At 43.0% G+C, this 25,660-nt stretch carries 29 protein-coding genes; 24 read left to right on the top strand and 5 right to left on the bottom strand.

All coding sequences use genetic code 11. The features are described from left to right. Nucleotides 1–60: 60 nt before the first annotated feature. The gene (locus tag AC6H04_RS03465) at nucleotides 61–765 is read right to left on the bottom strand and encodes a type 1 glutamine amidotransferase (RefSeq protein ID WP_497570370.1); all 705 of its coding nucleotides are present in this window, start codon (nucleotides 763–765) and stop codon (nucleotides 61–63) included. After that, a complete protein-coding gene (locus AC6H04_RS03470) occupies nucleotides 762–2,111 on the bottom strand; it encodes a MurT ligase domain-containing protein (protein WP_497570371.1) in 1,350 nt (449 codons plus the stop codon). The genes AC6H04_RS03465 and AC6H04_RS03470 overlap by 4 nt, the downstream gene beginning before the upstream one ends. 229 nt (nucleotides 2,112–2,340) lie before the next feature. Between AC6H04_RS03470 and AC6H04_RS03475 the strand changes: the two genes are divergently transcribed. The 14 genes from AC6H04_RS03475 (at nucleotide 2,341) to AC6H04_RS03540 (ending at nucleotide 14,971) form a co-directional block, all read left to right on the top strand. Further along, nucleotides 2,341–2,928, top strand: coding sequence for a thymidine kinase (locus tag AC6H04_RS03475; RefSeq protein WP_497570372.1), 588 nt, complete (start codon nucleotides 2,341–2,343; stop codon nucleotides 2,926–2,928). Nucleotides 2,929–2,938: 10 nt separating this feature from the next. Beyond that, nucleotides 2,939–4,018 carry a peptide chain release factor 1 gene (prfA, locus tag AC6H04_RS03480; protein WP_497570373.1) on the top strand — a complete coding sequence of 360 codons (1,080 nt, stop codon included), beginning with the start codon at nucleotides 2,939–2,941 and terminating at the stop codon, nucleotides 4,016–4,018. Further along, the gene (prmC, locus tag AC6H04_RS03485; RefSeq protein WP_497570374.1) at nucleotides 4,011–4,853 is read left to right on the top strand and encodes a peptide chain release factor N(5)-glutamine methyltransferase; all 843 of its coding nucleotides are present in this window, start codon (nucleotides 4,011–4,013) and stop codon (nucleotides 4,851–4,853) included. Before prfA ends, prmC begins: the two co-directional genes overlap by 8 nt. Before the next feature lie 38 nt (nucleotides 4,854–4,891). Next, entirely contained in the window at nucleotides 4,892–5,908 is a 1,017-nt protein-coding gene (locus AC6H04_RS03490) for an L-threonylcarbamoyladenylate synthase (RefSeq protein WP_497570375.1), read from the top strand. Between the two features lie 171 nt (nucleotides 5,909–6,079). Further along, a complete protein-coding gene (glyA, locus tag AC6H04_RS03495) occupies nucleotides 6,080–7,339 on the top strand; it encodes a serine hydroxymethyltransferase (protein WP_497570376.1) in 1,260 nt (419 codons plus the stop codon). Nucleotides 7,340–7,592: 253 nt separating this feature from the next. Then, a complete protein-coding gene (gene upp / locus AC6H04_RS03500; protein ID WP_098825990.1) occupies nucleotides 7,593–8,222 on the top strand; it encodes a uracil phosphoribosyltransferase in 630 nt (209 codons plus the stop codon). Nucleotides 8,223–8,490: 268 nt separating this feature from the next. After that, complete coding sequence (gene atpB / locus AC6H04_RS03505) at nucleotides 8,491–9,210, top strand: F0F1 ATP synthase subunit A (RefSeq protein ID WP_497570377.1); 720 nt, start codon at nucleotides 8,491–8,493, stop codon at nucleotides 9,208–9,210. Nucleotides 9,211–9,302: 92 nt separating this feature from the next. Then, nucleotides 9,303–9,515, top strand: coding sequence for a F0F1 ATP synthase subunit C (gene atpE, locus AC6H04_RS03510; protein WP_089088992.1), 213 nt, complete (start codon nucleotides 9,303–9,305; stop codon nucleotides 9,513–9,515). 51 nt (nucleotides 9,516–9,566) lie between these two features. After that, the gene (gene atpF, locus AC6H04_RS03515; RefSeq protein ID WP_497570378.1) at nucleotides 9,567–10,070 is read left to right on the top strand and encodes a F0F1 ATP synthase subunit B; all 504 of its coding nucleotides are present in this window, start codon (nucleotides 9,567–9,569) and stop codon (nucleotides 10,068–10,070) included. A 1-nt stretch (nucleotide 10,071) separates the two neighbouring features. After that, nucleotides 10,072–10,614, top strand: coding sequence for an ATP synthase F1 subunit delta (gene atpH / locus AC6H04_RS03520; protein WP_497570379.1), 543 nt, complete (start codon nucleotides 10,072–10,074; stop codon nucleotides 10,612–10,614). Between the two features lie 28 nt (nucleotides 10,615–10,642). Continuing rightward, nucleotides 10,643–12,181: a F0F1 ATP synthase subunit alpha gene (gene atpA, locus AC6H04_RS03525; RefSeq protein ID WP_497570380.1), complete on the top strand. Its 1,539-nt coding sequence runs from the start codon at nucleotides 10,643–10,645 to the stop codon at nucleotides 12,179–12,181. Between the two features lie 25 nt (nucleotides 12,182–12,206). Continuing rightward, nucleotides 12,207–13,094, top strand: coding sequence for a F0F1 ATP synthase subunit gamma (locus AC6H04_RS03530; protein WP_497570381.1), 888 nt, complete (start codon nucleotides 12,207–12,209; stop codon nucleotides 13,092–13,094). Between the two features lie 22 nt (nucleotides 13,095–13,116). Further along, nucleotides 13,117–14,529, top strand: coding sequence for a F0F1 ATP synthase subunit beta (gene atpD / locus AC6H04_RS03535; RefSeq protein WP_497570382.1), 1,413 nt, complete (start codon nucleotides 13,117–13,119; stop codon nucleotides 14,527–14,529). Between the two features lie 13 nt (nucleotides 14,530–14,542). Next, complete coding sequence (locus tag AC6H04_RS03540; RefSeq protein WP_497570383.1) at nucleotides 14,543–14,971, top strand: F0F1 ATP synthase subunit epsilon; 429 nt, start codon at nucleotides 14,543–14,545, stop codon at nucleotides 14,969–14,971. 271 nt (nucleotides 14,972–15,242) lie between these two features. Here AC6H04_RS03540 and AC6H04_RS03545 read toward each other — a convergent pair whose 3' ends face one another. From AC6H04_RS03545 to AC6H04_RS03555, 3 genes are read right to left on the bottom strand one after another with little or no spacing between them, the layout of a single operon-like run. Next, nucleotides 15,243–16,226 (bottom strand): lipoate--protein ligase, encoded by a 984-nt coding sequence (locus AC6H04_RS03545; RefSeq protein ID WP_497570384.1) that lies wholly within the window; start codon nucleotides 16,224–16,226, stop codon nucleotides 15,243–15,245. Next, nucleotides 16,223–17,107: a lipoyl synthase gene (lipA, locus tag AC6H04_RS03550; protein WP_497570385.1), complete on the bottom strand. Its 885-nt coding sequence runs from the start codon at nucleotides 17,105–17,107 to the stop codon at nucleotides 16,223–16,225. Before lipA ends, AC6H04_RS03545 begins: the two co-directional genes overlap by 4 nt. An 11-nt stretch (nucleotides 17,108–17,118) precedes the next feature. Continuing rightward, nucleotides 17,119–17,367, bottom strand: a complete 249-nt coding sequence (locus tag AC6H04_RS03555; RefSeq protein ID WP_497570386.1) for a lipoyl domain-containing protein — start codon at nucleotides 17,365–17,367, stop codon at nucleotides 17,119–17,121. Nucleotides 17,368–17,824: 457 nt separating this feature from the next. Here AC6H04_RS03555 and AC6H04_RS03560 point away from each other — a divergent pair, with 457 nt between their 5' ends. The 10 genes from AC6H04_RS03560 (at nucleotide 17,825) to AC6H04_RS03605 (ending at nucleotide 25,651) form a co-directional block, all read left to right on the top strand. Beyond that, complete coding sequence (locus tag AC6H04_RS03560; protein WP_098825971.1) at nucleotides 17,825–18,055, top strand: DUF1146 family protein; 231 nt, start codon at nucleotides 17,825–17,827, stop codon at nucleotides 18,053–18,055. A gap of 23 nt (nucleotides 18,056–18,078) precedes the next feature. After that, a complete protein-coding gene (gene murA / locus AC6H04_RS03565) occupies nucleotides 18,079–19,383 on the top strand; it encodes a UDP-N-acetylglucosamine 1-carboxyvinyltransferase (RefSeq protein ID WP_497570387.1) in 1,305 nt (434 codons plus the stop codon). Between the two features lie 120 nt (nucleotides 19,384–19,503). Further along, a complete protein-coding gene (locus tag AC6H04_RS03570) occupies nucleotides 19,504–20,511 on the top strand; it encodes a rod shape-determining protein (RefSeq protein WP_497570388.1) in 1,008 nt (335 codons plus the stop codon). 9 nt (nucleotides 20,512–20,520) lie between these two features. Next, nucleotides 20,521–20,796, top strand: coding sequence for a membrane protein insertion efficiency factor YidD (gene yidD / locus AC6H04_RS03575; RefSeq protein WP_497570389.1), 276 nt, complete (start codon nucleotides 20,521–20,523; stop codon nucleotides 20,794–20,796). Between the two features lie 21 nt (nucleotides 20,797–20,817). Next, entirely contained in the window at nucleotides 20,818–21,039 is a 222-nt protein-coding gene (locus tag AC6H04_RS03580; protein ID WP_497570390.1) for a DUF2969 domain-containing protein, read from the top strand. Nucleotides 21,040–21,153: 114 nt separating this feature from the next. Further along, nucleotides 21,154–22,350, top strand: a complete 1,197-nt coding sequence (locus AC6H04_RS03585) for an FtsW/RodA/SpoVE family cell cycle protein (RefSeq protein ID WP_497570391.1) — start codon at nucleotides 21,154–21,156, stop codon at nucleotides 22,348–22,350. Between the two features lie 35 nt (nucleotides 22,351–22,385). Next, nucleotides 22,386–22,688 carry a glycine cleavage system H family protein gene (locus AC6H04_RS03590; RefSeq protein WP_497570392.1) on the top strand — a complete coding sequence of 101 codons (303 nt, stop codon included), beginning with the start codon at nucleotides 22,386–22,388 and terminating at the stop codon, nucleotides 22,686–22,688. 383 nt (nucleotides 22,689–23,071) lie between these two features. Further along, nucleotides 23,072–24,106 (top strand): methionine ABC transporter ATP-binding protein, encoded by a 1,035-nt coding sequence (locus tag AC6H04_RS03595; protein ID WP_497570393.1) that lies wholly within the window; start codon nucleotides 23,072–23,074, stop codon nucleotides 24,104–24,106. Between the two features lie 40 nt (nucleotides 24,107–24,146). After that, complete coding sequence (locus tag AC6H04_RS03600) at nucleotides 24,147–24,782, top strand: methionine ABC transporter permease (protein ID WP_497570412.1); 636 nt, start codon at nucleotides 24,147–24,149, stop codon at nucleotides 24,780–24,782. A 35-nt stretch (nucleotides 24,783–24,817) separates the two neighbouring features. Next, entirely contained in the window at nucleotides 24,818–25,651 is an 834-nt protein-coding gene (locus AC6H04_RS03605; protein WP_497570394.1) for a MetQ/NlpA family ABC transporter substrate-binding protein, read from the top strand. The last annotated feature ends 9 nt before the right edge of the window (nucleotides 25,652–25,660 follow it).

The raw sequence follows: 25,660 nt of genomic DNA on the forward strand, positions 1-25,660 counted from the left end.
ATCATGATTTCAGCGTGCCGGCTGATCAATCATGATGTTTTTTAATGGGTTTGATTAATGCTAGAAAGTCGCTGCAATAGGTAGGGCTTCTTGCTGGCTCAAATCGGCATCAGGGTAGCTGCGTTTCAGTGCTGCAACCAATAACCGCTTAGCCAAGTTACCATTCCGAGTCAAAATTGGACCGTGGAAATAGGAGCAGAAAACGTTCTTGTAAATGGCACCTTCAGTCCCATCTTCGCCGTTATTACCTTTGCCCTCAATGACGTTACCTAATGGACGTTCATCTTGGCCTAGGAAAGTTCGGCCTTGGTGGTTTTCAAAGCCATGGTAAGTTTCACCCGTTTCTTCGTTTTTGATCACAATGTCGCCAATGAATCGGTGATTATCCTGTGACAGGGTGTAGTGGTCAAGCGCACCGATCCCAGGGATCTTATCGCCCTTGGCGTCGACGTAGTAGTGGCCTAGCAATTGAAAGCCACCACAAATGGCCAGCACTGGACCGCCATCTTCAATAAAATCAGTTAAGGCCTGTTTTTTGGTCTGAATATCTTTTGAAACGATCACTTGCTCAAAATCCTGACCGCCACCGAAAAAGGCTAAGTCGTATTGATCAGCATCAAAGTCTTGATCTAGGCTGACGACATTCACGTTTAACTTGACGTCCATTTGTTTTGCATAGTAGTTTAAAGCTAAGATATTGCCAACATCACCATAAGTATTCATCAGGTCGCCATAAAGGTGAGCCACATTTAATTCATAGGTCATGCTCCCATACCCTCCTTGATATAGCCCTGATCGGCTAATAATTTCCGTAATTGTAACACAGCCGTGTAAGTTGCCAAAACATAAACGTGTTCGGTTGGTAAAGTCTTAATCTTTTCGACCACATCTTTTAGTTCTGGCACTACCTGATGTTTATCGTCAGGAACGCCAGCAACCTTTAGTCGGAAGGTGATGTCTTTGTATCGTTCGCCGCCAGTGATGAAAGCCGGGATATTTAACTGGGGCAGTTTTTCAAAGTTACCATCCCAGATCCAGCTTGTGTCGATACCGTCAGCATAATTAGCGTTCAACAGACCCACAAATGAAAAGGGCTTTTTATCAGTGGCAATCATATCCAGTACTTGATTAAGGCCTACCGGGTTCTTGACTAGGATCAAGGTGACTTCCTTACCGTCTAAATGAATGACTTCTTGACGGCCAAAGACTTTCTTATCTTCACTAAATGCTGTATTGATTTGTTCAGGTGTGACGCCGAGGAAACGACCAACTGCGTAGGCAGCCAAGGCGTTGTAAATATTGTACAGGCCACCAATTTCAATTTTCATCGTATGACCATCAACTTCGAATTCAGAACTAGTAGGCGTGAGATCAGCAATGTCAGTGACCGCAAATTTAAGCTCAGGTCGTTCAAAACCGCAGTTGGGACAGAAGTATTTACCTAAATTACTATAGGTCAGATAGCGATAATGTAAGATATGCTGGCAGTTAGGACATAAAACACCGTCCGTATTAGGCTTGGCTTTAATGTCTTTTTCCTCTTGGTTTTTGAAACCGTAATAGAGGATTGGGTTTGGCAGGTTTTTTGAGTGAAAAATTGGTGCGTCACCGTTGGCAATAATCGTTGCTTCAGGAGCTAGAGCAACACCGTCGATGATTTTTTGATAAGTGGTGTAGATTTCACCGTAACGGTCCATTTGATCACGGAAAATATTGGTGAAGACGAACGCCTTGGGTTTAATATACTTGGTCACTTTGATGACGTTGGCCTCGTCCACTTCCAGTACGGCAATTGGTCGTGCACCTTTAACTTTCGGTGCCCGAAGAAAGGTTGTCACAATGCCCTGTTCCATGTTGGAACCAGTGGGATTGGTTAAAATATGACTGTATTTTTGTTTTAAAACGCGAACAGTTAAGGCGGTCGTCAACGTTTTACCGTTTGTACCAGTAATCACGATGACGTCGTAGTTTTGTCCCAGATGCTTGAGGATCTCTGGGTCGATTTTTGTGGTGATTTTGCCAGGCAGTGAACTGCCACCTTTCATAAAGGTATGCAGGAACCAATATGAGGATCTGCCAGCGAAGGCAGCTACGTTACTTCGAAAAGTCATTTTTCTCGCTCCTTGTCCTGCGTGACCACATTCAGTGACAGCAGAAACTATATTTTTCAATTTCACTAAGCATATATTTTACCATGTTTCCGCCAAATAAGCGGTGAACCAATGCTGATTTAATCAAAAAAGCGATTTCAACTGGGAACATCCATTGGGAGAGGGTGAATTTTAACGCTAAATCCGCTATAATAGATGAGAAATTTGCGAAGAGTGGAGACTGAGACTATTGGCACAGTTATTTTTTAAGTACGGCGCTATGAACAGTGGTAAAACCATTGAAATTTTGAAGGTAGCACATAATTATGAGGAACAGAAGAAGCCGGTCATTATTATGACTAGCGGAACGGACAATCGTTCAGGTGTGGGTCTAGTTTCGAGCCGCATTGGATTAGAGCGTGAGGCAGTGCCAATTTTTCATGATGATGATATCTTTAAGATGGTTGAGAAAATCAATCCTAAAGCGAACTGCGTGTTGATTGATGAGGCACAATTTTTAACCAAAGCTCACGTGTTTGAACTGGCTAAAATCGTGGATGAGCTCAAGATCCCCGTGATGGCTTTTGGCTTGAAAAACGATTTCCGCAATGAGCTGTTCGAAGGCTCTAAATATTTGTTACTGTATGCCGATAAACTCGAAGAAATGAAAACAATCTGCTGGTTCTGTGCGAAAAAAGCAACGATGAATCTGCGTTTTCATGATAATAAACCGGTTTACGAAGGTGAGCAGATTCAAATTGGTGGCAATGAGTCATATTATCCCGTCTGCAGAAGACACTACTATAATCCACCAATGGATATGTTAGGCGAAGAATAGGAGAGTTAAAATGGACCAAATGTTTGATAGATTACAAGCGCTGGTTGATCGTTACGATGAACTCAACGAACTGATCAGTGATCCTGAGATTATTGCCGATACCCGGCGGTTTATGTCATTGTCTAAGGAAGAGGCTGATTTGCGGGAAACGGTTGAAGCTTACCGGAAGTACCAGAAAATCACCAGTCAAATCAATGAAGATAACGAAATGCTTCATGAAAAACTTGATGACGATATGAACAGCATGGTCAAGGATGAGCTTAAGGACTTAGAAACGCAAAAGGAAAAGCTGGAAGACCAGATTCGGATTTTGTTATTGCCTAAAGATCCTAACGACGATAAAAACATTGTGATGGAAATTCACGGTGCTGCTGGTGGTGACGAAGCCAGTTTATTTGCTGCTGATCTTTTTGATATGTATTCACGCTACGCTGAAAAGCAGGGCTGGAAGGTCGAAGTCGTCGATAAGAACGAGACTGAAGTTGGTGGTTTTAAAGAAATCGTCATGCTGATCAGTGGTAACAAAGTTTACTCCAAACTAAAGTATGAGAGTGGTGCTCACCGGGTACAACGGGTTCCTGTGACCGAATCAGCTGGTCGGCTCCATACGTCAACTGCTACTGTCGGCGTTATGCCAGAAGCTGAAGACGTTGATATCGATATTGATCCCAAAGATATTCGAACCGATGTTTACCGTTCGTCTGGTGCTGGTGGTCAACATATTAACAAAACCAGTTCTGCTGTGCGAATGACCCACTTACCAACTGGTATCGTGGTTGCCATGCAAGATGAACGTTCACAACAGCAAAACCGTGCGAAAGCAATGAAAATTTTACGTGCCCGTGTTTATAACTACTACCATGAACAAGAAGAAAGTGCCTACGACGAACAACGTAAATCAGCTGTGGGAACTGGGGATCGTTCGGAACGAATTAGAACCTATAACTATCCTCAAAACCGGGTAACTGATCATCGAATCGGCTTGACACTGAATAAGCTTGATAAAATTATGAACGGCGATTTAGACGATATCATTGATGCTTTGATTCTGTACGATCAAACGCAAAAGATGGAACAACTCAATGAGTAATCGCACTTACTATGAAGCCCTCAAGTGGGCTTCTTTGTTTATTAAAGAAAAACAGTTAGATGAGTCGGCAGCGACTTATCTATTACAGGAGCTCAGTCATTTAGATCAGACTCACCTGCTTATTAAATACCGACAGCCAATGCCGGCTTCTTTGGAACACCGCTATGTTGAAGCAATTCACCAATACGCTGAAGGGGTACCGCCGCAATACATTATTGGGACGGCAACTTTCTATGGTGAAAGCTTTATCGTTAATGACAAAGTTTTGATTCCGCGACAAGAAACCGAAGAATTGGTGGAGTGGGTGCTATCAGCTAACAAGCAACCGCAATTATCAGTTTTAGATGTGGGTACTGGGAGTGGTGCCATTGGCATTACTCTAAAATTACAACGTCCAGATTGGCGAGTAACGCTTTCAGATTTATCTGAGGCAGCACTGGAGGTTGCCCAGGAAAACATTAATCGGCTAAATGCTTCAGTGACCACTGTTCAGGGAGACTTACTAGCCCCCGTTGCTGGCTCTTCGTTCGATTTAATTGTCAGCAATCCGCCATATATCTCGCATGATGAAGAAACGCAGATGGATGCGGACGTGCTGACCAGTGAACCAGCTATGGCACTGTTTGCGGATCATCAAGGTTTGGCGATTTATGAACGTTTAGCTGACCAGCTTAAACAGGGGATCGTAACGGCGAAACAGGTGTTTCTTGAAATTGGCTTTCAACAAGGACAAGCAGTTAGTCAGATTTTTGAGCAGCGTTTTCCTAATGCAACTGTCACCGTACGTCAGGACATGGCTGGCCATGATCGGATGGTTCGAATACAGTTTAAATAGATGCATCATTCTTTAATAAGAATAGGAGCAATTAGATTATGGAAACTAAAATTTTTAAATCAGATGAAGTTGAAGCAGCAGCTAAGCTGTTGAAACAAGGTGAATTAGTCGCATTTCCAACAGAAACGGTCTACGGTTTGGGTGCAGATGCCACCAACGAACAGGCGGCTAGCAATGTTTATGCGGCTAAGGGACGTCCCAGCGACAATCCACTGATCGTCACGGTTTCGTCGATTGAAATGGTGGAACGTTACGCACAGCCGTTGACCGATCAAGTGAAGCAGTTAATGGCGAAATTCTGGCCGGGATCATTGACCATTGTATTGCCACTGAAGCCAGGAACGCTGTCCAAGACGGTGACGGGGGGGCTGGATACCGCTGCCTTTCGGATGCCTAAAAATCAAGTGACGCTCAAACTGATTGCCACGGCTGGAATTCCAATCGTGGGGCCATCAGCTAACACTTCTGGTAAGCCTAGCCCAACACTAGCTAAGCACGTGTACCATGATTTAAACGGTAAAATTGCGGGTATCGTTGACGACGGCCCAACTCAGGTTGGTGTGGAATCAACCATTATCGATATGTCTACCGAGATGCCAACTATTTTACGGCCAGGTGCTGTGACGGTCGCAGAATTAGAACAAGTGATTGGTGACGTGAAAGCTGACCATCATCACGTCGGCGCCAACGAGATTCCTAAAGCTCCAGGGATGAAATACAAGCATTACGCGCCCAGTGCTCAGGTTGAAATTGTTGATCATCCGGAAGATTTTAAAGCAGCGATGGACTGGGCTTCAAAACAACGTGAAGCGATTGGGGTCATGGCCACGGATGGTGTGCTGGCTCAGCTAGCAGTTCCTGAAAACGTTGAAACTTATTCGTTGGGTGAGGATATTCAAAGCGCGACACATTTGTTATTTGCTGGATTGCGTCACTTTGACTTAGAATCTGAGGTAAAGGTGATTTTTACCGAGGGTTTTGACAATACCGGCTTGGGTGCAGCTTACATGAATCGACTGGATAAATCGGCCGGTGGTATGCACTTTACGAAATAAAACAAGTTCTCTATTGAATGATTAAGCTAAGCGGTTAAGTGATGGTTCGTGTTTTACGAACGGACGTCGCTTAGCCGTTTATTTTTGTTTGTATTTTAAGGTCTAGACCCTTTCTTTTTAACGTTGAATTTGTTAAACTTAGGCATATTAAATGCCAAGGAGCTGATTGTGTTGAATTATCAAGAACAAGACCCGAAGTTATGGCAAGCTATTAGTCAAGAACAGGATCGTCAACAGCATAATATTGAGTTAATTGCATCCGAGAACATTGTTTCCCCAGCAGTTCGTGCTGCGCAAGGTTCCGTACTGACAAACAAGTACTCGGAAGGTTATCCGTCTAAACGGTACTACGGTGGTAATGAATATATTGATGTCGTAGAAAACCTCGCAATTGAACGTGCCAAAGAACTCTTTCACGCTGAGTATGCGAACGTTCAACCACATTCAGGCTCCCAGGCAAACCAAGCTACGTACGCTGCTTTCTTAAAGCCAGGTGACACGATCCTAGGTATGGGTCTAGATGCCGGTGGTCATTTGAGTCACGGTGCGAAGGTTAACTTCAGTGGAAAGCTTTACGAAGCCTACAGCTATGGTTTGAATCCCGATACTGAACTGCTGGATTACGATATGGTTCGTGATTTAGCCTTGAAAGTTAAGCCTAAGATGATTGTTGCCGGTGCTTCTGCATACAGCCGGGTGATTGATTGGCAGGCTTTCCGCGCGATTGCGGATGAAGTCGGTGCTTATTTTATGGTTGATATGGCTCACATTGCCGGATTAGTTGCTGCCGGTCTTCATCCATCACCAGTTGGTATTGCCGACGTGGTCACGACAACGACACATAAAACGTTGCGTGGTCCTCGTGGTGGACTAATCTTATCGCAGGAAAAGTATGCTAAACAAATTAATTCTGCTGTTTTCCCTGGTACGCAGGGCGGGCCACTAGAACACGTGGTGGCAGGTAAAGCGGTGGCTTTGCTGGAAGCTCTGCAGCCAGAGTTTAAAGATTATGCAGCTCAGATTATTAAAAACGCTCAAGCAATGGCAGCCGTATTTAATGAGGCAGACAAGGTACGTGTTGTCTCTGGTGGAACTGATAACCACTTAATGACTTTAGATGTGAGTCAAACTGACTTAAACGGTAAGCAAACGCAAGAGTTGTTAGATAGTGTCATGATTACAACTAATAAAGAATCAATTCCTAACGAAAAACTCAGTCCATTTAAGACTTCTGGTATTCGTTTGGGAACACCTGCCATCACCACGAGAGGTTTCAAGGAAGATGATGCTAAACAGGTTGCTAAACTGATCGTCACTGCAATTGAAAACCATGATGATGAGGCTGTTCTGCAGCAGGTGCGTCAAGATGTTCGTGCATTGACGGATGCTCATCCAATTGACGCGTACGTGGCACCCATAAACTTTGATTAAGTAAACCTACCATATTTAATAACCGCAGCTCGATTGCCGACCGTTTGCACTTGGTCGATAATCGAGCTGCTTTGTGTTCCGCAGACTGGATATGCCTGAGTGAAAATAGAGATAAACTCGGTTGATCACTAGGTTTTAGCAACGTTTATCGGTTAAAAACAGACAGCTTTCTTAAGACTCTTTCTATATTTTTATCTTCAGAGGTTCTTTTGCATGGTACAATTGAAAGAAATACCAAAGGAGTGTCAAACACATGGGCAAGTTTCAGGTTATGGATCATCCATTGATTCAGCATAAACTGACGATTATTCGGGATAAGAATTGCGGGACGAAGGTCTTTCGAGAGGTCGTTGATGAGATCACCATGTTAATGGCGTACGATGTTGCGCGAGATATGCCATTAAAAGATGTCGAAATCGAAACCCCAATTGCGAAAACAACGGTTAAAACTTTAGCTGGTAAGAAGGTTGCCATCGTACCAATTTTGCGTGCTGGTATTGGTATGGTTGATGGTATTATGAAGCTCATTCCCGCTGCTAAGATTGGTCACATTGGCATGTATCGTGACGAAAAGACGTTGGAACCACACGAATATTTTGTGAAGTTACCTGCTGATATTGACCAACGACAAATTTTCGTTGTTGACCCAATGTTAGCAACGGGTGGTTCATCAATAATGGCTATCGATGCTTTGAAGAAGCGGGGTGCCAGCAACATTAAGTTTGTCTGTTTAGTAGCTGCTCCAGAGGGTGTTAAAGCGCTTCGAAAGGCACACCCAGACGTTGATATCTATACGGCGGCTTTAGACGATCATCTGAACGAGGACGGCTACATTGTTCCCGGCTTAGGTGACGCTGGTGATCGGCTTTTCGGTACTAAGTAAATTCATATGTGTACGATAATAGTCAATTAATATGAATTTGTCCGATAAAATACTGGACAATTCAAATTAATTGGCTTTTTTTATCCGTTAATTTTTCCGAATAGCTTTGTATTTTCATATGAACGGTGGTATTATTTTGTTTGTATTTGTAATGAAGATTTTTCATTAAAGTACTACGTTCGAAGATTTGAAATTTGACTTGTTGGCTAATGAGCGAGGTTTTTCGGAACTTCTAACGTTAGCCTAGTTTGAAAAGAGGTGATACTCTGTGGGAGATCCATCTTCAGTTGCAACCTTTCAATTCGGGGGACTTACGTTCAATGCCGCCAATATTTATTCGGGGTTAATTGCGTTTGTACTCGTTTTTTTGTTTGTATTTGCCCTTTCACGGCATATTACAATGAAGCCAGGTAAGGGACAAAACATCCTTGAATGGTTAATTGATTTTACAAATGGAATTTTGAAGGGTTCTATCCCTGGAAATGAAGCGGGCGCATTCGGCCTTTATGGGTTCACCTTGTTTTTATTCCTATTCATTTCTAACCAGCTAGGTTTGTTCTTACAAATTGCTGTTGGTGGGAAGGACTTTGTAAGAAGTCCAACTTCTGATCCGATCGTTACCATGACATTCTCGTTAGCAACCTTGATGATTGCACAGTTTGCCGGTGTAATGAAGTTTGGTTGGAAGAAACACTTCTCAGGTTACTTGCAACCGTTCGTTTTCTGGTTACCAATCAGTATCTTCGAGGAATTCACGAACTTCTTGACACTAGGTTTACGTATCTTCGGTGTTATTTTCTCTGGTGAAATGTTACTGAAGATTATCGGTGGCTTGGCGTTTTCACATGGGATTGCAACGATGATCGTGGCAATTCCGTTGGCGTTGGCCTGGCAAGCGTTCTCTGCTTTCCTTGGTGCCATTCAAGCGTACGTGTTTGTAACACTTTCGGCCGTTTATATTTCCAAGAAGCTAGAAATTGGGGATTAATTGATTCTCAAATGAAGCTTGAAGTTGCGGAGTAAACGACTTACAATATTCATCTAATATATCTACATCATTTTAAGGAGGAACTACAGATTATGGGAGCTATTGCAGCAGGTATTGCCATGGCCGGTGCAGCCATCGGTGGTGGTGTCGGTGATGGTATCGTTATTTCTAAGATGCTAGAAGGTATGTCACGCCAACCAGAATTATCTGGTCAATTACGGACAAACATGTTCATTGGTGTTGGGTTGGTTGAAGCCATGCCTATCATTGCCTTCGTTGTGGCCTTGCTTGTTATGAACAAGTAATGTTTTGCAACACGTTAAATTTAATTTTTAACAAGAAGGAGGTGTCAATAGATGTTTTCACATTTAGCCGTAGCAAGTAGTCTTGCAGTCGGAGACATGCTTTTCTATGCGATTATGTTCATCGTTTTGATGTGGTTGATCAAGCTCGTTGCTTGGAAGCCTATCAATCAAATGATGCAAGATCGTGCTGATAAGATTTCTAACGATATTGATTCAGCTGAAAAGTCACGTGACGATGCAGCCAAACTTGCAAAACAACGTCAAGACGCACTGGCTAACTCTCGTCAAGAGGCTACCGGAATTGTTGATTCTGCTAAGAAGCAAGGTCAACAACAACGCGATGGTATTTTAGCGCAAGCCCAAACCGATGCTCAAGCATTGAAGGACAACGCTAAAAAAGACATCGAGCAAGAGCGTCGAGATGCCTTGTCTAGTGTACGCAATGATGTGGCTGACCTATCTATTGAGATTGCTTCCAAGATCATTCAAAAAGAATTAAACGCTGATGATCAAAAGGCATTGATTGATTCTTATATCGAAGGGTTGGGGAAGTAACATGAGTCTTGATAAGGTAACGGTAGCCAAGCGCTACTCAAAAGCGCTGTTTGAACTGCTTGCGAGCGACGACCAGTTGGACGCTGCTTACGAAGAGCTCAAACAGCTTCGTAAAGTCTTCCAAGATAACCCGCAGTTGGGCAGTGCATTAACGGATAGTAGTTTAGCGCTAGCTAAGCGGGAAGCCTTAGTCAAGCCGTTGTTAGATAGTACTGAAGGCACGATCCATAATTTGGTTAAAATGGTTTATGACTACGGTCGGATGGACGCAATGGTAGAAATCATTGATCAGTTCGAAAAACTGTATGATGAACATAATCAAACGGTTTATGCAGATGTCACTACGGCGGTCGCCCTTAATGAGACACAGCTTGATGCGATTAAGTCAGGCTATGCTAAACGGGTCGGCGCTAAACAAGTTGTTTTGACAAACAAAGTTGATACATCTATTATCGGCGGCGTCATTATTCAGTCTTCTGGGACCATTCTTGATGGTTCCATCAAGACCAAGATTCACCGTCTACGTCAAACATTATTAGAATAAGAGATCTTTATAAAGGGGTGAAACCTATATGAGCATTAAAGCTGAGGAAATCAGTGCTCTAATCAAACAACAATTAGCAAACTACCAAGACGAGATCTCTGTTGAAGAAACAGGTACTGTTACCTATGTTGGTGATGGTATCGCCAGAGCTCACGGACTTGAAAACGCGTTGGCTGGTGAGTTGCTCGAATTCGATAGCGGGGTTTATGGCATGGTCCAAAACCTTGAAAGTAACGATGTTGGTATCGTTGTCCTTGGTGATTTCACAAAAATCACTGAAGGCGATACAGTTAAGCGAACTGGTCGTATCATGGAAGTTCCTGTTGGGGACGCTATGATTGGCCGTGTCGTTAACTCATTAGGTCAACCCGTTGATGGTAAGGGCGAAATTAAAACTGATAAAACCCGTCCTATCGAACGAAAGGCACCAGGCGTTATGGAACGTAAGTCAGTTTTCGAACCACTTCAAACTGGTATGAAAGCGATTGACGCATTAGTTCCAATTGGTCGTGGTCAACGTGAATTGATCATTGGTGACCGTAAAACTGGTAAAACTACAGTTGGTATTGATACGATCATTAACCAAAAAGACCAAAATATGATTTGTATTTATGTTGCGATCGGTCAAAAGGAATCAACTGTTCGTAGTTCCGTAGAAACCTTGCGTAAGTTTGGTGCCATGGATTACACGATCGTTGTTACTGCCGGTCCTTCAGAACCTGCTCCATTACTCTACATCGCACCATATGCCGGTGCAGCGATGGGTGAAGAGTTCATGTTCAATGGCAAGCACGTTTTGATTATCTATGATGATCTTTCAAAACAAGCCGATGCTTATCGTGAACTTTCCTTGATTCTTCGTCGGCCACCAGGTCGTGAAGCTTATCCTGGGGATATTTTCTACACCCACTCACGTTTACTCGAACGGGCAGCTAAGTTGAGTGATGAACTAGGTGGCGGTTCAATGACGGCGATGCCGATTGTTGAAACTAAAGCCGGGGACATTTCTGCATACATTCCAACCAACGTTATTTCTATCACTGATGGTCAAATCTTCTTGGATAGTGATTCATTCTATTCAGGTGTTCGACCAGCCATCGATGCCGGGACATCAGTTTCTCGTGTTGGTGGTGACGCTCAAGTTAAGGCGATGAAGAAGGTTGCTGGGACACTTCGTTTGGACTTGGCTTCATACCATGAATTGGAATCATTTGCTCAATTTGGTTCTGATTTGGATGAAGCTACCCAAGCTAAGTTGAATCGTGGTGCTCGAACCGTTGAAGTTCTGAAGCAACCATTGCATTCTCCACTTTCAGTTGAGAAGCAAGTCTTGATTCTGTATGCCTTGACTCATGGCTATCTTGATAAGATCGAGTTGGATGATATTGCTAAATTTGAAAGTGGTCTGTTCGACTTCTTCGATGCCTCGCACGCCGATCTGCTTGATACAATTGCTAAGACCGGTAACTTGCCAGACAACGACAAGATGGAAGCAGCCGTTTCAGAATTTGCTCAAACATTCCAACCAGCCAATGACGATGACACTGAAACTGTAGCGAACAAATAAACTTGAGGAAGGATAGTGAGAGCTGATGGCTGAATCAATGAGCGATGTCCAACATCGCATTGCTTCAACAAAGAATACACGTCAGATCACTTCGGCGATGCAGATGGTTCAGACTTCTAAGCTGAACCAGATTCAAAAAGCGGCTGTAGGTTATCAAGACTACGTTAGCAAAGTCAAAGCTGTTGTGATGCATCTGGCAAAATCTCATCTATTGGATGATTCCTCGAGCGATTCTAAGCAGTCAGGTAAGACAGCATACTTGGTCATTACTTCTGATCGAGGTATGGTTGGCAGTTATAACAGTAACGTTCTCCGTGAGACCAATGAATTCATTGCGAGCCATAGTGGCGACAATGACCATTTGATTCTTGCGGTTGGCGGAACTGGCGCTGACTTCTATAAAAAACGCGGTGATAACGTGGCCTACGAATATCGTGGTGTCAGTGATGTACCGACTTTTAACGAAGTTAGAGAAATTGTCAAAACCGTAACCTCAATGTATGATAGTGGCGTTTTCAGTGAACTCTATGTTTGCTACAACCATTTCGTTAACCGGCTAGTTGCTCGGTTCCGTGGCGAAAAAATGTTGCCAGTAGATAGCGAAACGCTGAGTGGTAATGCAGCCGGAGATACTCAAGCAGAAACCTTATCTGCAGCTTATGATATGGAACCTTCTGAAAAAGAAGTATTGAAAGTTGTTCTGCCACAGTATTCAGAAAGCCTCGTTTTCGGAGCAATCTTGGATGCTAAAACGGCTGAACACGCATCAAGTTCTAATGCTATGAAGTCGGCTTCAGATAATGCTGACGACCTCATTGCCGATCTTGAATTGCGATATAATCGTGCTCGCCAAGCAGCAATTACGACTGAAATTACTGAAATTACTGGTGGGCAAGAGGCATTGAATAATTAATGACGGGAGGAATTAACGAATAATGAGTTCTGGTAAAGTTGTTCAAGTTATCGGACCAGTTGTCGACGTTGAATTCCCGTTGGATGATACACTCCCAGATATCAATACTGCGCTTCACATCAAAAAAGATGATGGCAGTTTTCTTGTTACTGAAGTTACCCTTGAATTAGGGGACGGTGTAATGAGAACGATTGCCATGGATGGTACTGATGGTCTTCGTCGTGGAATGGAAGTTGAAAACACTGGTTCTTCAATTACCGTTCCAGTCGGCGATGACACACTTGGTCGAGTATTTAACGTCCTCGGGGATCCAATTGATGGCGGTTCCGAATTCGGTCCAGATGCTGAAAGACGGCCAATTCACCGTGATGCACCTAAGTACGATGAATTAAACCCTACTTCAGAAATTCTGGAAACTGGGATCAAAGTTATTGATTTATTAGCACCTTATGTTCGTGGTGGTAAAATTGGTCTGTTCGGTGGTGCCGGTGTTGGTAAAACCGTTTTGATTCAAGAATTAATCCACAACATTGCACAAGGTCATAATGGTATTTCTGTCTTCACAGGTGTCGGTGAACGTACCCGTGAAGGTAACGATATGTATTACGAAATGAAGGGCTCGGGTGTTCTCGAGAAGACGGCCATGGTGTATGGTCAAATGAACGAGCCACCTGGCGCACGTATGCGGGTTGCTTTGACTGGTTTGACTATTGCGGAATACTTCCGTGATGTTAAGGGTCAAGATGTGCTGTTATTTATTGATAACATCTTCCGGTTTACCCAAGCCGGGATGGAAGTTTCAGCCTTACTTGGCCGGATTCCTTCAGCCGTTGGTTACCAACCTACGTTGGCTACTGAAATGGGTCAGTTGCAAGAACGTATTACCAGTACGAAGAAGGGGTCAATTACCTCTATTCAAGCTGTTTATGTTCCTGCCGATGATTATACCGACCCTGCTCCTGCAACGACTTTCGCCCATTTGGACGCTACCACCAACCTGGAACGTTCATTGACGCAACAAGGTATCTACCCAGCCGTTGACCCGTTGGCTTCTACTTCTACTGCCCTTGACCCACAAATTGTTGGTCAAGAACACTATGAAGTGGCTACAGAAGTTCAACATGTTTTGCAACGTTACCGTGAACTTCAAGACATTATCTCAATTCTTGGGATGGATGAATTGTCAGACGAAGAACAGACCATTGTTGGTCGTGCTCGTCGGATTCAATTCTTCTTGTCACAAAGTTTCTCCGTTGCTGAACAATTTACTGGGTTACCAGGTAAGTATGTTCCAGTTTCTGAGACCGTTAAAGGTTTTAAGGAAATTTTGGAAGGTAAGTATGATGATCTTCCAGAAGATGCTTTCCGTAACTGTGGCCCAATTGAAGACGTTGTTGAAAAGGCCAAGAAGATGCAGGCTGACGTAAGCAAATAAGGAGGGGTTCTAATTGGCTGATGCAGAATCAGTTTTAACCGTTAGTATCGTAACCCCCGATGGTAACGTCTATGATAACGAGCAAGTCAAGATGCTGGTCGTTAAGACCCAGCTTGGTGAACTTGGTATCATGGCCAACCACGTTCCTGTGATTGCTTCGTTAGCATTTGATGAAGCACGTATCCAATCTGCAAACAGTGACCAGAAGGACGAAATTGCCGTGAACGGTGGTTTCATTGAATTCTCTGACAATGTTGCAACCATTGTCGCTGACTCTGCAGAAAAGCAAGATGAAATCGATGTTGATCGTGCTCAAAACGCTAAGAAACGGGCTGAAGCTCGGATTCAAAAAGCGCAAGCAGCTCACGACAAAGATGAACTTGCACGTGCAGAAGTTGCACTTCGGCGGGCGATCAATCGAATTAACGTTGCTGGCAAGTAAAATTGCAAGCAAAGACGCTATTCTCATTTGAGAGTAGCGTCTTTTTTTGATGTCAATGCAGGTGTACAAAGAGGGTAGCAGATTGTCATGTGGCCAACAATCCGCTACCCTCTTTATAAGTCTAATAATATTTATAAATTTATTCTAATACATTATTCTTAGTGCTCAAGAATAATTAAACGGCTAGCTTGTAACGAATGTTTGTTATCTAGCCCTTGTTTGGTAGTCTTTCTTTTTTGTTGATTCTCGATGAAAATATTCCATAATCATATTAAAATAATAGCTCAGTTAGCTGTTCAGGTTGAAGTCCCCTAATTGGAAATCGTTGAAGTTGATGCTCGACGATTGGTGTTACAACCTGCCGCTGATAGGGTTTGCCAATCAACGCGCCTTCAAATTGCTGTAGGTCGAGGTTACTGAAAAAATCGCCGGTGAGATGAATCGCTGAGAAGCGTCGTTCTTGATCCAAGTTGAAAGCAACGGCCACAACACCAATACCCGTTAAATAACGTTTGTGAACGTGGTCAAATGCTCGGTCATCACTTTTCCATACTGCCGCTTCACCAAAACGTTGTGTGGCAATTTGCTGAAGATGTTTCTTTTCAGTTGCTGTCAGGTCACTGATATGCGCATCAGTGATGTTGAGCAGTGCATTTTCGAGTTGGCGTTTAAACTCGCTAGCGGTCCAATCCGGTTTTTGCTCAATGAGGTTGACGGTGCGCTGGTGAACGGAGTTAATGTGTTTAGCTTTCTTTTTAACTGGGTCAACTTGAAGTGCTTGATCCATCCAATCCATATTAGCATCAAACAGCAAACTGCCATGGTGTAGACGAAAGCCGTTAGTCATATACTGCGCACTGCCAGATACCTTACGACCGTCAACCACTAGGTCATTTCGACTATCATTTTGTGCGTTGATTCCAAGTTGATTTAATGCTTGAGTGATTAAGTCAAGACCCGATGAAAAATCAATAGCGTTATCTTTGTCGGGCGTGATCAGTGTAAACTGGCAGCCTCCCTGATCGGTGTAAATAGTGCCACCACCTGACAACCGTCTGACTGCAGCAATATGATGAGCTTCAATGAAAGGCCGATTAAGCTCATTTTCAGCGACTTGGTACTTACCTAACATGACAGTTGGTGTGGTAGACCACAACAGTAAAACTGGCTCAGAAGGACGTTTTTCAGTCATTAAATAGTATTCCAAAGCAAAGTTGTGACGGACATCTAGACTGTCTACGGGTAAGTAAATCATTGATTTTCCACTGCTTCCAGTTCTTCCTTGGCTTTGTATGAGCTACGAACAAGTGGTGAGCTAGCCACAAATTTGAAGCCACGTTTCATAGCTTGTTTGTAGTATTCTTGATAACGTTTCATTGGGACCCATTCACGCAAAGTGTAGTTCTTGGGACCTGGTTGAACGTACTGACCAATCGTCAAGAAGTCCACGTCAATGGCACGTAAATCATCCATCAATTGATAGACTTCTTCGTCGGTCTCGCCAAGCCCTAACATGATACCAGTTTTGACGTACATGGTCTTAGGTGCGTGTTCCTTCACGTATTTGAGAACGTGGAGAGAGGTATCGTAAGTTGCACGGTTACGAACTTTAGGTGTGATGCTGCGAACGGTTTCCATGTTGTGGTTAAAGACGTCAGGACCAGCAGCAATGACCTTATCCAGACAGTCTTCGCGGCCTTGAAAATCGGGTGTGAGGACTTCAATGGAAGTATTAGGATTCAGTTCTTTGATTGCTTTGATCGTTCTAACAAATTGATCAGCACCTAAATCGGGTAAGTCATCTCGATCGACACTGGTAACAACCACGTGAGTCAAACCAAGTTTCTTGGTGGCTTGTGCTACTCGTAGGGGTTCCAGTAGATCAACATCTTTTGGATGACCGTGGGGAATGTCACAAAAGCGGCAAGCCCGCGTACAGTTAGGGCCTAAGATAATGAATGAAGCTGAACCACTACCGAAGCATTCCCCTAAGTTGGGACAATTTGCTTCAGCACAAACGGTGTTTAGTTTTAACCCGGAGAGCAGGTCAGTCATTTTATCAACTTTTTTTTGATCATAAGTAACCTTTAACCAGCCTGGTTTTGCTGGTGCGGTAGTATCATGTTCTGTCTTCATACTGTTTCCTCCTATGCGACTTCAATCGTAGCGACTAAATCGCCAACTTTGGTAGAATCGCCAGTAGCGACTTCTTGGGCTTTTAAGATGCCATCTTCTTGGCTTTCAACTTGGCTAATGGCTTTTTCAGTTTCAACTTCGAAAAGCACGTCACCAGTTTTAACGGTATCACCAGGTTGCTTGACCCATTTGCCGAAAAAGTACTCATCGGATTTCGGACTCAGTTTTGGCATGTGGACTTCTTTGATCAAAATAATCATCTCCGTGAATGAAATATTTAACTAACGACTAGAGATTACCATGATTCAAAAATATTGTGAAATATCGTAAATATTCCTTCGAAATAACGCTTACAAAGGTTGGTTTTAAAGGGATTTGCTAGTGTAAGTCAGACTTCACAAGGAATATGTATTTTATGCCTATAATACGTGACATATTATTCTGATTCGAATATATGGAAAATCTAAAAATGGATGAATCGTGTGCAATTGAATGTGAGCGATTGAGCATGATAAATTTAGAGAAAAAAGGGACTTTTATTCATTATTTGTTTACATTTTAGTTATTGTAACTATAAGTTAAAAATATGGATTGAATATACTTTTTTATTTTAAAAGTTTGCTTTGTAAAACGTAATATTACAAATGCAATAGAATAGGGGACAGCATGCATGAAATATGCTATATTTTAGGGGTAACGCAGAAAGGAAAGTGAACCATGCGAACAATCGGTGCTCAGGCATTAATGACGCTACTCAGTCATTTTGTTTTTATTTTTGTGGCCTTTTGGAGTATTCAGAAACTACACATTGAAAATTTTATGCGGCTATATCCGAGTCAAGCAAAGGTACTGATCGTTCTGCTGTCGGTAACAGTAGGCTATACCTGCAGCGAATTTTTCTTGAACTTTATCGATAATGTTAGAAATTTAATTTTTCTAGTTAAATAATGCAACTTGTGGAGGGAATTTCTTTGGAAAAGATTATTGTACATGGTGGCCGCGAATTATCTGGAACTGTACATATTGAAGGAGCAAAGAATGCTGTCTTGCCAATTTTGGCAGCGTCAATCTTAGCTGAACACGACGATATGGTATTAACGAATGTTCCGATTCTTTCCGATGTGTATACCATGAATAACGTTCTTAAGTTCTTAAACTTGGACGTGAATTTTGATGAATCTACTAATACTGTACGTTTAAATGCAGCCAAAAAACTGTCAACGCAAGCACCTTTTGAATATGTGTCAAAGATGCGTGCGTCAATCGTGGTGATGGGCCCGCTACTGGCTCGCTATGGTCATGCCAAAGTTGCAATGCCAGGTGGCTGTGCGATTGGCTCACGTCCAGTTGACTTGCATCTCAAGGGATTCGAAGCACTTGGCGCCAGTATCGATCAGCACGATGGCTATATTGAAGCTACTGCAGATAGGTTAGTTGGGGCTAACATTTATCTCGATTTTCCGAGTGTTGGGGCCACTCAAAATATTATGATGGCGGCCACACTGGCTGAAGGGACGACAACCATTGAAAATGTCGCTCGTGAACCAGAAATTGTTGATCTTGCTAATGTTTTAAACAAAATGGGCGCTAAAGTACGTGGTGCTGGAACTGAGACCATCCGAGTTGAGGGTGTTAAGAATATGCACGGCACTGAACATTATGTTGTGCAAGACCGCATTGAAGCTGGTACCTTTATGGTTGCTGCAGCTTTGACTCACGGTAACGTTTTAGTTAAGAACGCCATTGCCGAGCATAACAAACCACTGATTTCCAAACTAGAGGAAATGGGTGTGACAGTTTTGATCGAAGATGACGGCGTTCGGGTCATTGGACCAGAAAGTCTGAAGCCAACCAACGTTAAAACATTACCGCATCCAGGATTCCCAACGGATATGCAACCGCAAATGACGGTATTGCAGCTTTCTGCTAACGGGACAAGTACGTTGACGGAAACGGTGTTTGAGAATCGGTTCATGCACTTAGAGGAACTTCGCCGTATGAACGCGAAGTTCAAAGTTGAGGGTCGGACAGTTGCCTTATACGGGCCAACCAATTTTAATGGTGCACAAGTTGCAGCCACTGATTTAAGAGCGGCCGCTGCTTTGGTACTAGCAGGCTTAGTTGCTAACGGCTATACGCAAGTGACTAACTTGAAGTATCTTGACCGCGGGTATTACGATTTCCACTTAAAGTTGCGTGCCTTAGGTGCTGAAATCGAACGGGTCAAAGTACCAGAACAAGAAGAGGTTGTTTTAAAGTCTAAAACTAACGACTAACGTCAAGTAGAGAGTTCGGAACGGCGAGTCTGTTCCGAACTTTTTTTCGCTTAACCTATCTTAGTATGGGTATGCTATAATTAACGGTTGAAACAATAAGTTCAGGAGGAATTCGATAGGATGGCAAAAGATATTGGTATTGACCTTGGTACCGCCAACGTTTTGATATATGCAGTGGGTAAGGGGATCGTGTTGAACGAGCCCTCCGTTGTGGCGGTTGACACAAAGTCAAATCAAGTGTTAGCAGTGGGCTCTGAAGCCTACCGAATGGTGGGACGTACCCCAAGTAATATTCGGGCGATCCGGCCTTTAAAAGATGGTGTGATTTCTGATTTTGATGTTACTGAAAGCATGCTCTCATATTTTATTAGTAAATTAAGTGTTAAGGGATTTTTGGCAAAGCCCAATATTATGATCTGTGCACCTACCAATATTACTGAAATTGAACGCCGGGCAATCATTCAAGCTGCTGAAAAATCCGGCGGTGGCAAGGTTTATTTGGAAGAAGAACCTAAAGTTGCTGCTGTTGGTGCAGGCATGGATATTTTTAAACCGCAAGGCAATATGGTTATTGATATTGGCGGTGGGACTAGTGATATTGCAGTCCTATCACTTGGTGATATTGTGGCCAGCAAGTCAATTCGAATCGCTGGCGATGAATTGAACGTCAACATTATCAACTTTTTGAAGACACAGCATAATCTTCAAGTTGGTGAACGGACGGCTGAATCTATCAAGATCAAGATTGGTTCTGCTTATCCGGACGAAGACCATAATGAATCTATGGAGGTGCGTGGTCGTGATGCCGTTTCTGGCATGCCACGCTCAATTGAAATTACTTCTAAGGACATTTATCCTGCTATTAACGCTGTGATGGTTCAGATTGTCAACGCCGCTAAAGAGGTCCTTGAAATTGTGCCACCAGAATTAGCTGCTGATATCATTGATCGCGGGATCATGCTTACCGGTGGTGGTGCCTTATTGCACGGTGTTGATAAACTCATGATTGAACAGTTGAAGGTACCAGTGGTTATTTCAGAAAATCCGTTAGACAATGTGGCTAAGGGTGCCGGTATTCTACTAGAACACATGAATGCAGCAACGACTAAAAAACACGGTCGTGGATAGGAGTCGCTTATGAAAAGGTTACTGATGATGCTTGTGCGCGGCTATCAGCGCTTTATATCGCCGCTATTTCCGCCCTCTTGCCGTTATTCACCAACCTGTTCAGCTTATACTTTAGAAGCACTGCAGAAGCATGGTGCGATTAAGGGGACTTTAATGGGCATGGCTCGTATATTGCGGTGCAATCCGCTTGTGCATGGCGGGTATGACCCGGTACCTAATCATTTCAGTTTAAAGCGAAATAAGCAGGCTGAAATGGCCTATCTAAAAGAGATGAACTTAAAATAAAAATTGTAAAAGGAGCTTCTCATGTCAAAAAAGAAACAACCAGTTGGCGTCGCAGTCGATGATGTGACAATCAAAGGTGTGGATGGTTTACAGGTGTCCATTAACGATGAAGTGATTGGTACAATAATGCCACTGGAAAGTGGCTCTTTCGAAGCTCAGATCGGTTCAAATCGACCGGTAAAAGTTAAGACGCAAGATGAAGCCATGGAGTACTTGATTCAGACCTATAATTTACATCATTAATTTCTCGCTACAGTATCCGAGACCTAAAAAAACGGTTAAGGATAACCCATTTTTATCAGAACGGCTGAGAAGCCGTCTATAATAAACGCGTGAGTGAGAGGAGGATATGATGCAATGAATGAACGTCGCGAAGAAGATTCAGAATCGCGAATCGACTATGGCGTTATTTTTTGCGTGCTGATGCTGGCATTGATTGGCTTAGCTTCGATTTATGTTGCGGCCGTTCACGATTCTAGTGCGACTAATGTGACGACTGTTATGGTGTCGCAGGTGGTTTGGTATGCTATCGGGACGGTTGCTGTCGTTATCATCATGCAATTTGATTCTGAACAATTATGGAAAGTAGCACCATTAGCTTATTGGCTAGGGATATTCTTGCTGGCAGCTGTGCTGGTGTTTTATAGTCGTTCCTATGCCGCTTCAACGGGTGCGAAATCTTGGTTTGCAATTGGACCGCTGACTTTTCAACCATCAGAGGTAATGAAGCCAGCGTTTATCTTGATGTTAGGACGAGTTGCCAGTGATCATAACCATAAATATTATGAACATACGACCCATTCAGATTGGTTATTGTTAGGTAAAATGGTTGCTTGGGTGTTACCAGTGGCAGTATTACTTCGTCTTCAAAACGATTTTGGGACCATGTTGGTGTTCTTTGCTATCGTAGCAGGTGTTGCACTTGTTGCGGGAATTACTTGGCGGATCATCGTACCAGTGGCAGTTGGGCTGGCAGGTGTCGGTGGCGGTGCACTAGCTTTAGTTGCAACTACTACCGGACGAACCATATTGGAACATTTGGGTTTCGCATCGTATCAATTTTCACGAATCGATACTTGGTTGAATCCGGCTAGCAACACCTCTGATCAGGGTTATCAGCTATGGCAGAGCATGAAAGCAATTGGCTCGGGTGGTATCTTTGGAACGGGGTTCAACGTTTCTAAAGTCTATGTTCCCGTGCGTGAGTCTGATATGATTTTCTCAGTTATTGGTGAAAACTACGGGTTCATTGGCAGTTTAATTCTGATTTTGCTCTATTTCATGTTGATCTACCAGATGATCCGGGTAACCTTTGACACTAAAAACGTGTTCTATGCCTATATTTCTACCGGTGTTATTATGATGATTTTATTCCATACCTTTGAAAATATTGGGATGAATATTGGCTTACTGCCACTAACTGGTATTCCTTTACCATTTGTTAGTCAAGGTGGATCAGCACTGATTGGAAATATGATAGGTATTGGCTTAATTATGTCAATGCGGTATCATAATAAGAGTTACATGTTTAGTCGTAACGAGGACTTTGAGTAAAATCAAAGCAAAAAAAATTGGTATGAGGTGAAAGTATGAGTGAAGAAGCAACTTATTTCTGGACAAAAGTAATGGATGGTAAAACGCGTCTTGGTTTAACGAAAGCGGGTCAAGACGAATTAGGCACCATTAAATTTGCTCACCTACCAAGTGTTGGCGACAAAGTGACCAAAGGCAAAACATTAATTAGTGTTGAAGCTGAAAAAGCAGTTTCTGATATTGACAGCCCTGTAAGCGGTGAAGTCGTTGCTGTGAACCCACAGTTGGCTAACGATTTTGACAGCTTAAACAGCGAAGAAGAAGCCGATGCTTGGCTAGCTGATATCAAAGAAGCCTAATTGTATTTTGATTGGATTCTGAGAATTCAATGACATTTCTCCTTGACAGCTCTTACCGAGATAGCTATACTTTTGTCATTGATTCAATTGAATATGAGATCTGCAAAATGAGTAAGCGTCACGTAAACGCCTAGAGAGTCCCGGTTGATGAAAAGGGATCGTTACCATACGTTGAAGATGGTTTTGCATATAGAGGTTACGGTGAGCATTAGTGAACCGTAGCTGGTTAACGGCCACTATCCCGTTGAGTCTTTGGACTCGTTGAGGTTGCTGTCGTGAGGCAGTAACGAATATAAGGTGGTACGCGATAAGCTTCGCCCTTACTTAAACTAATTGGTTTAAGTAGGGCGAAGCTTTTTTATTTGAAAAAGGAGGTAACCGCAGTGATTGAATTTAAAAACGTGACAAAAACATTCACCACAAAAGATGGTGATTTGACGGCCGTTTCTGATGTGAATTTAAACATTGACGACGGTGAAATTTACGGCATTGTTGGTTATTCCGGTGCTGGTAAAAGTACCTTAACACGGATGTTAAACGGACTTGAAACACCGACTAGCGGCGAAATTGACATTAACGGGGATAAAATCACGGCGCTTTCTGGAAGTGAACTAAGGAAGAAACGCCAAAAGATCGGTATGATTTTCCAGCATTTTAACCTACTTTGGTCGCGAACAGTGATTCAAAACATCATGTTTCCCCTTGAAGTGGCCGGCGTATCACGGAAAGAGCGCCAGAAAAAGGCTCAGCATTTAGTCGACTTGGTTGGCTTAACTGGCCGTGAACATTCTTATCCATCTGAATTGTCAGGTGGGCAAAAGCAACGTGTTGGGGTTGCAAGGGCACTTGCCAATGATCCAGAAATTCTGATTTCTGATGAAGCAACTAGTGCGTTGGACCCACAAACTACGGATGAAGTTTTGGATTTACTGCTTGAAATCAATAAAAAAATGAATTTGAGCATTGTCTTGATTACTCACGAAATGCACGCTATTCGTAAGATTTGTGACCACGTAGCCGTCATGGATGATGGTCGGGTCGTTGAACAGGGAACCGTCTTCAACGTTTTCCGGAATCCAAAGCAAGAAATTACCAAGCGTTTTGTGAGTGAAGAAGTTGATCCAGCGTTGACCGACACTAATAGTATCGTGGAGGACTTAATTAAGAGTTATCCCGAGGGTACCATTGTTCAACTGGTCTTCCATGGTGACCAAGCTAAGTTGCCAATCGTTTCTGAAATGATTCATCAGTTTCCAAAACTTCAGGTCAGCATCATTGAAGGCAGTATTCATCAAACACAGGAAGGTTCTATTGGGTCACTTTACCTACAGATTAATGGTGACAAAGAGAGCTTAGACGGTGCGTTGAATCTGCTCAAGAAAATGCGTGTGGAAACGGAGGTGATTCATCGTGACTAATGGTTCATATTTTGCATTTAAAACCGTTGATTGGGCTAACATGGGCGGTGCGACTTGGGAGACTGTTTGGATGACCGTGGTTTCGATGATTGTCGTTGCAATCTTGGGTGTTTTATTAGGTTTGCTATTATTTGAAACAACGGCAAGTGAAAATGTCTGGGTCAAGCTACTTAACGGCGTCGTGTCATTCTTGGTTAACGTGTTTCGATCAATTCCGTTTATCATTTTGATCATGTTGTTACTGCCGATTACCAAGAACTTGGTGGGAACCATTATTGGACCCTCTGCTGCGTTGCCATCGCTGATTGTTTCAGCTGCACCGTTTTATGCACGGATGGTGGAGCTAGCCTTTCACGAAATTGACCGTGGCGTTATCGAAGCAGCTGAAGCAATGGGTGCTAGCAGCTGGCAGATCGTTTATAAGGTGCTGTTGCCAGAAAGTATGCCAGCATTAGTCTCAGGAGCAACGGTTACTACTATCTCACTCATTGGCTACACCGCAATGGCTGGTGCAATCGGCGCCGGTGGTTTAGGGAACTTGGCTTACATCGATGGTTTTCAGGCAAACAATAACACCATCGTGCTTGTAGCAACAGTTATCATTGTGGTGGTTGTCTTTGCGTTTCAATTTATTGGGGATTTCCTGGTTCGTCGTATTGATAAGCGGACCCTATAAAAATATCTTATTCTACATTTTGGGAGGAATTGTTTATGAAGACTTCAAAACGAATTCTAGGTATCTTAGGTATTGCAGCAACAACGGTATTGTTGGCGGCTTGTGGTAACAGTTCAAGCAAACCAAAGACCACTACGATTACGGTGGGCGCTTCACCAGTACCTCATGCACAGATCTTGAAGCATGTTCAGCCTCAACTGAAAAAGGAAGGCGTTAATTTAAAGATCAAAGTGTTCCAAGACTACGTAATGCCTAACAAGGCTTTAGCAAGTAAGGAACTGGATGCCAACTACTTCCAACACACACCATTCTTAAATACATGGAACAAAGCTAACCATGGGACGTTGCAAAGTGCCGGTGGTGTTCACTTGGAACCCATTTCAGCATACTCAAAGAAAGTTAAGAACTTAAAGGATGTTAAGGATGGCGCAACGATTTTAGCAAGTTCCAACACACCTGATTATGGCCGTATCTTAACTATCTTGCAGGACGCTGGTTTGATCAAAGTTAAGAAGGGTATCGATATTACGACAGCCAACTTCTCAGATATTACATCAAACCCTCGTCACTTGAAGTTTAAGCACAGTTATGAACCAAAATTGATGCCAAGTATCTACAAGAACGGTGAAGGTGACGTGGACTTTATCAACGCTAACTACGCTGTTCAAGCAGGTCTTAACCCATTGAAGCAAGCTATCGCAACTGAAAAGTCATCATCGCCATACGTCAACATTGTGGCTGTTCGCAAGGGTGACCAAAAGAAACCAGCCATCAAGAAGTTGATGAAGGCTTTGCAGTCAAAGGATACGCAAAAGTGGATCTACAACCACTATAAAGGTGCTGTATTGCCGGCAAAGAGTTATAAATAAGAGAGCGTA

This window comes from Secundilactobacillus sp. MJ173 (genome assembly GCF_059704265.1).

Bases quoted from the DNA above. Each gene is read 5' to 3' on its own strand.
- AC6H04_RS03465 (WP_497570370.1), bottom strand. From the start codon at position 765: ATGACCTATGAATTAAATGTGGCTCACCTTTATGGCGACCTGATGAAT.
- AC6H04_RS03470 (WP_497570371.1), bottom strand. From the start codon at position 2,111: ATGACTTTTCGAAGTAACGTAGCTGCCTTCGCTGGCAGATCCTCATAT.
- prfA (WP_497570373.1), top strand. From the start codon at position 2,939: ATGGACCAAATGTTTGATAGATTACAAGCGCTGGTTGATCGTTACGAT.
- prmC (WP_497570374.1), top strand. From the start codon at position 4,011: ATGAGTAATCGCACTTACTATGAAGCCCTCAAGTGGGCTTCTTTGTTT.
- AC6H04_RS03490 (WP_497570375.1), top strand. From the start codon at position 4,892: ATGGAAACTAAAATTTTTAAATCAGATGAAGTTGAAGCAGCAGCTAAG.
- upp (WP_098825990.1), top strand. From the start codon at position 7,593: ATGGGCAAGTTTCAGGTTATGGATCATCCATTGATTCAGCATAAACTG.
- atpE (WP_089088992.1), top strand. From the start codon at position 9,303: ATGGGAGCTATTGCAGCAGGTATTGCCATGGCCGGTGCAGCCATCGGT.
- atpF (WP_497570378.1), top strand. From the start codon at position 9,567: ATGTTTTCACATTTAGCCGTAGCAAGTAGTCTTGCAGTCGGAGACATG.
- atpH (WP_497570379.1), top strand. From the start codon at position 10,072: ATGAGTCTTGATAAGGTAACGGTAGCCAAGCGCTACTCAAAAGCGCTG.
- atpA (WP_497570380.1), top strand. From the start codon at position 10,643: ATGAGCATTAAAGCTGAGGAAATCAGTGCTCTAATCAAACAACAATTA.
- AC6H04_RS03530 (WP_497570381.1), top strand. From the start codon at position 12,207: ATGGCTGAATCAATGAGCGATGTCCAACATCGCATTGCTTCAACAAAG.
- atpD (WP_497570382.1), top strand. From the start codon at position 13,117: ATGAGTTCTGGTAAAGTTGTTCAAGTTATCGGACCAGTTGTCGACGTT.
- AC6H04_RS03545 (WP_497570384.1), bottom strand. From the start codon at position 16,226: ATGATTTACTTACCCGTAGACAGTCTAGATGTCCGTCACAACTTTGCT.
- lipA (WP_497570385.1), bottom strand. From the start codon at position 17,107: ATGAAGACAGAACATGATACTACCGCACCAGCAAAACCAGGCTGGTTA.
- AC6H04_RS03555 (WP_497570386.1), bottom strand. From the start codon at position 17,367: ATGATTATTTTGATCAAAGAAGTCCACATGCCAAAACTGAGTCCGAAA.
- AC6H04_RS03560 (WP_098825971.1), top strand. From the start codon at position 17,825: ATGCGAACAATCGGTGCTCAGGCATTAATGACGCTACTCAGTCATTTT.
- AC6H04_RS03570 (WP_497570388.1), top strand. From the start codon at position 19,504: ATGGCAAAAGATATTGGTATTGACCTTGGTACCGCCAACGTTTTGATA.
- yidD (WP_497570389.1), top strand. From the start codon at position 20,521: ATGAAAAGGTTACTGATGATGCTTGTGCGCGGCTATCAGCGCTTTATA.
- AC6H04_RS03580 (WP_497570390.1), top strand. From the start codon at position 20,818: ATGTCAAAAAAGAAACAACCAGTTGGCGTCGCAGTCGATGATGTGACA.
- AC6H04_RS03585 (WP_497570391.1), top strand. From the start codon at position 21,154: ATGAATGAACGTCGCGAAGAAGATTCAGAATCGCGAATCGACTATGGC.
- AC6H04_RS03590 (WP_497570392.1), top strand. From the start codon at position 22,386: ATGAGTGAAGAAGCAACTTATTTCTGGACAAAAGTAATGGATGGTAAA.
- AC6H04_RS03600 (WP_497570412.1), top strand. From the start codon at position 24,147: ATGGGCGGTGCGACTTGGGAGACTGTTTGGATGACCGTGGTTTCGATG.
- AC6H04_RS03605 (WP_497570394.1), top strand. From the start codon at position 24,818: ATGAAGACTTCAAAACGAATTCTAGGTATCTTAGGTATTGCAGCAACA.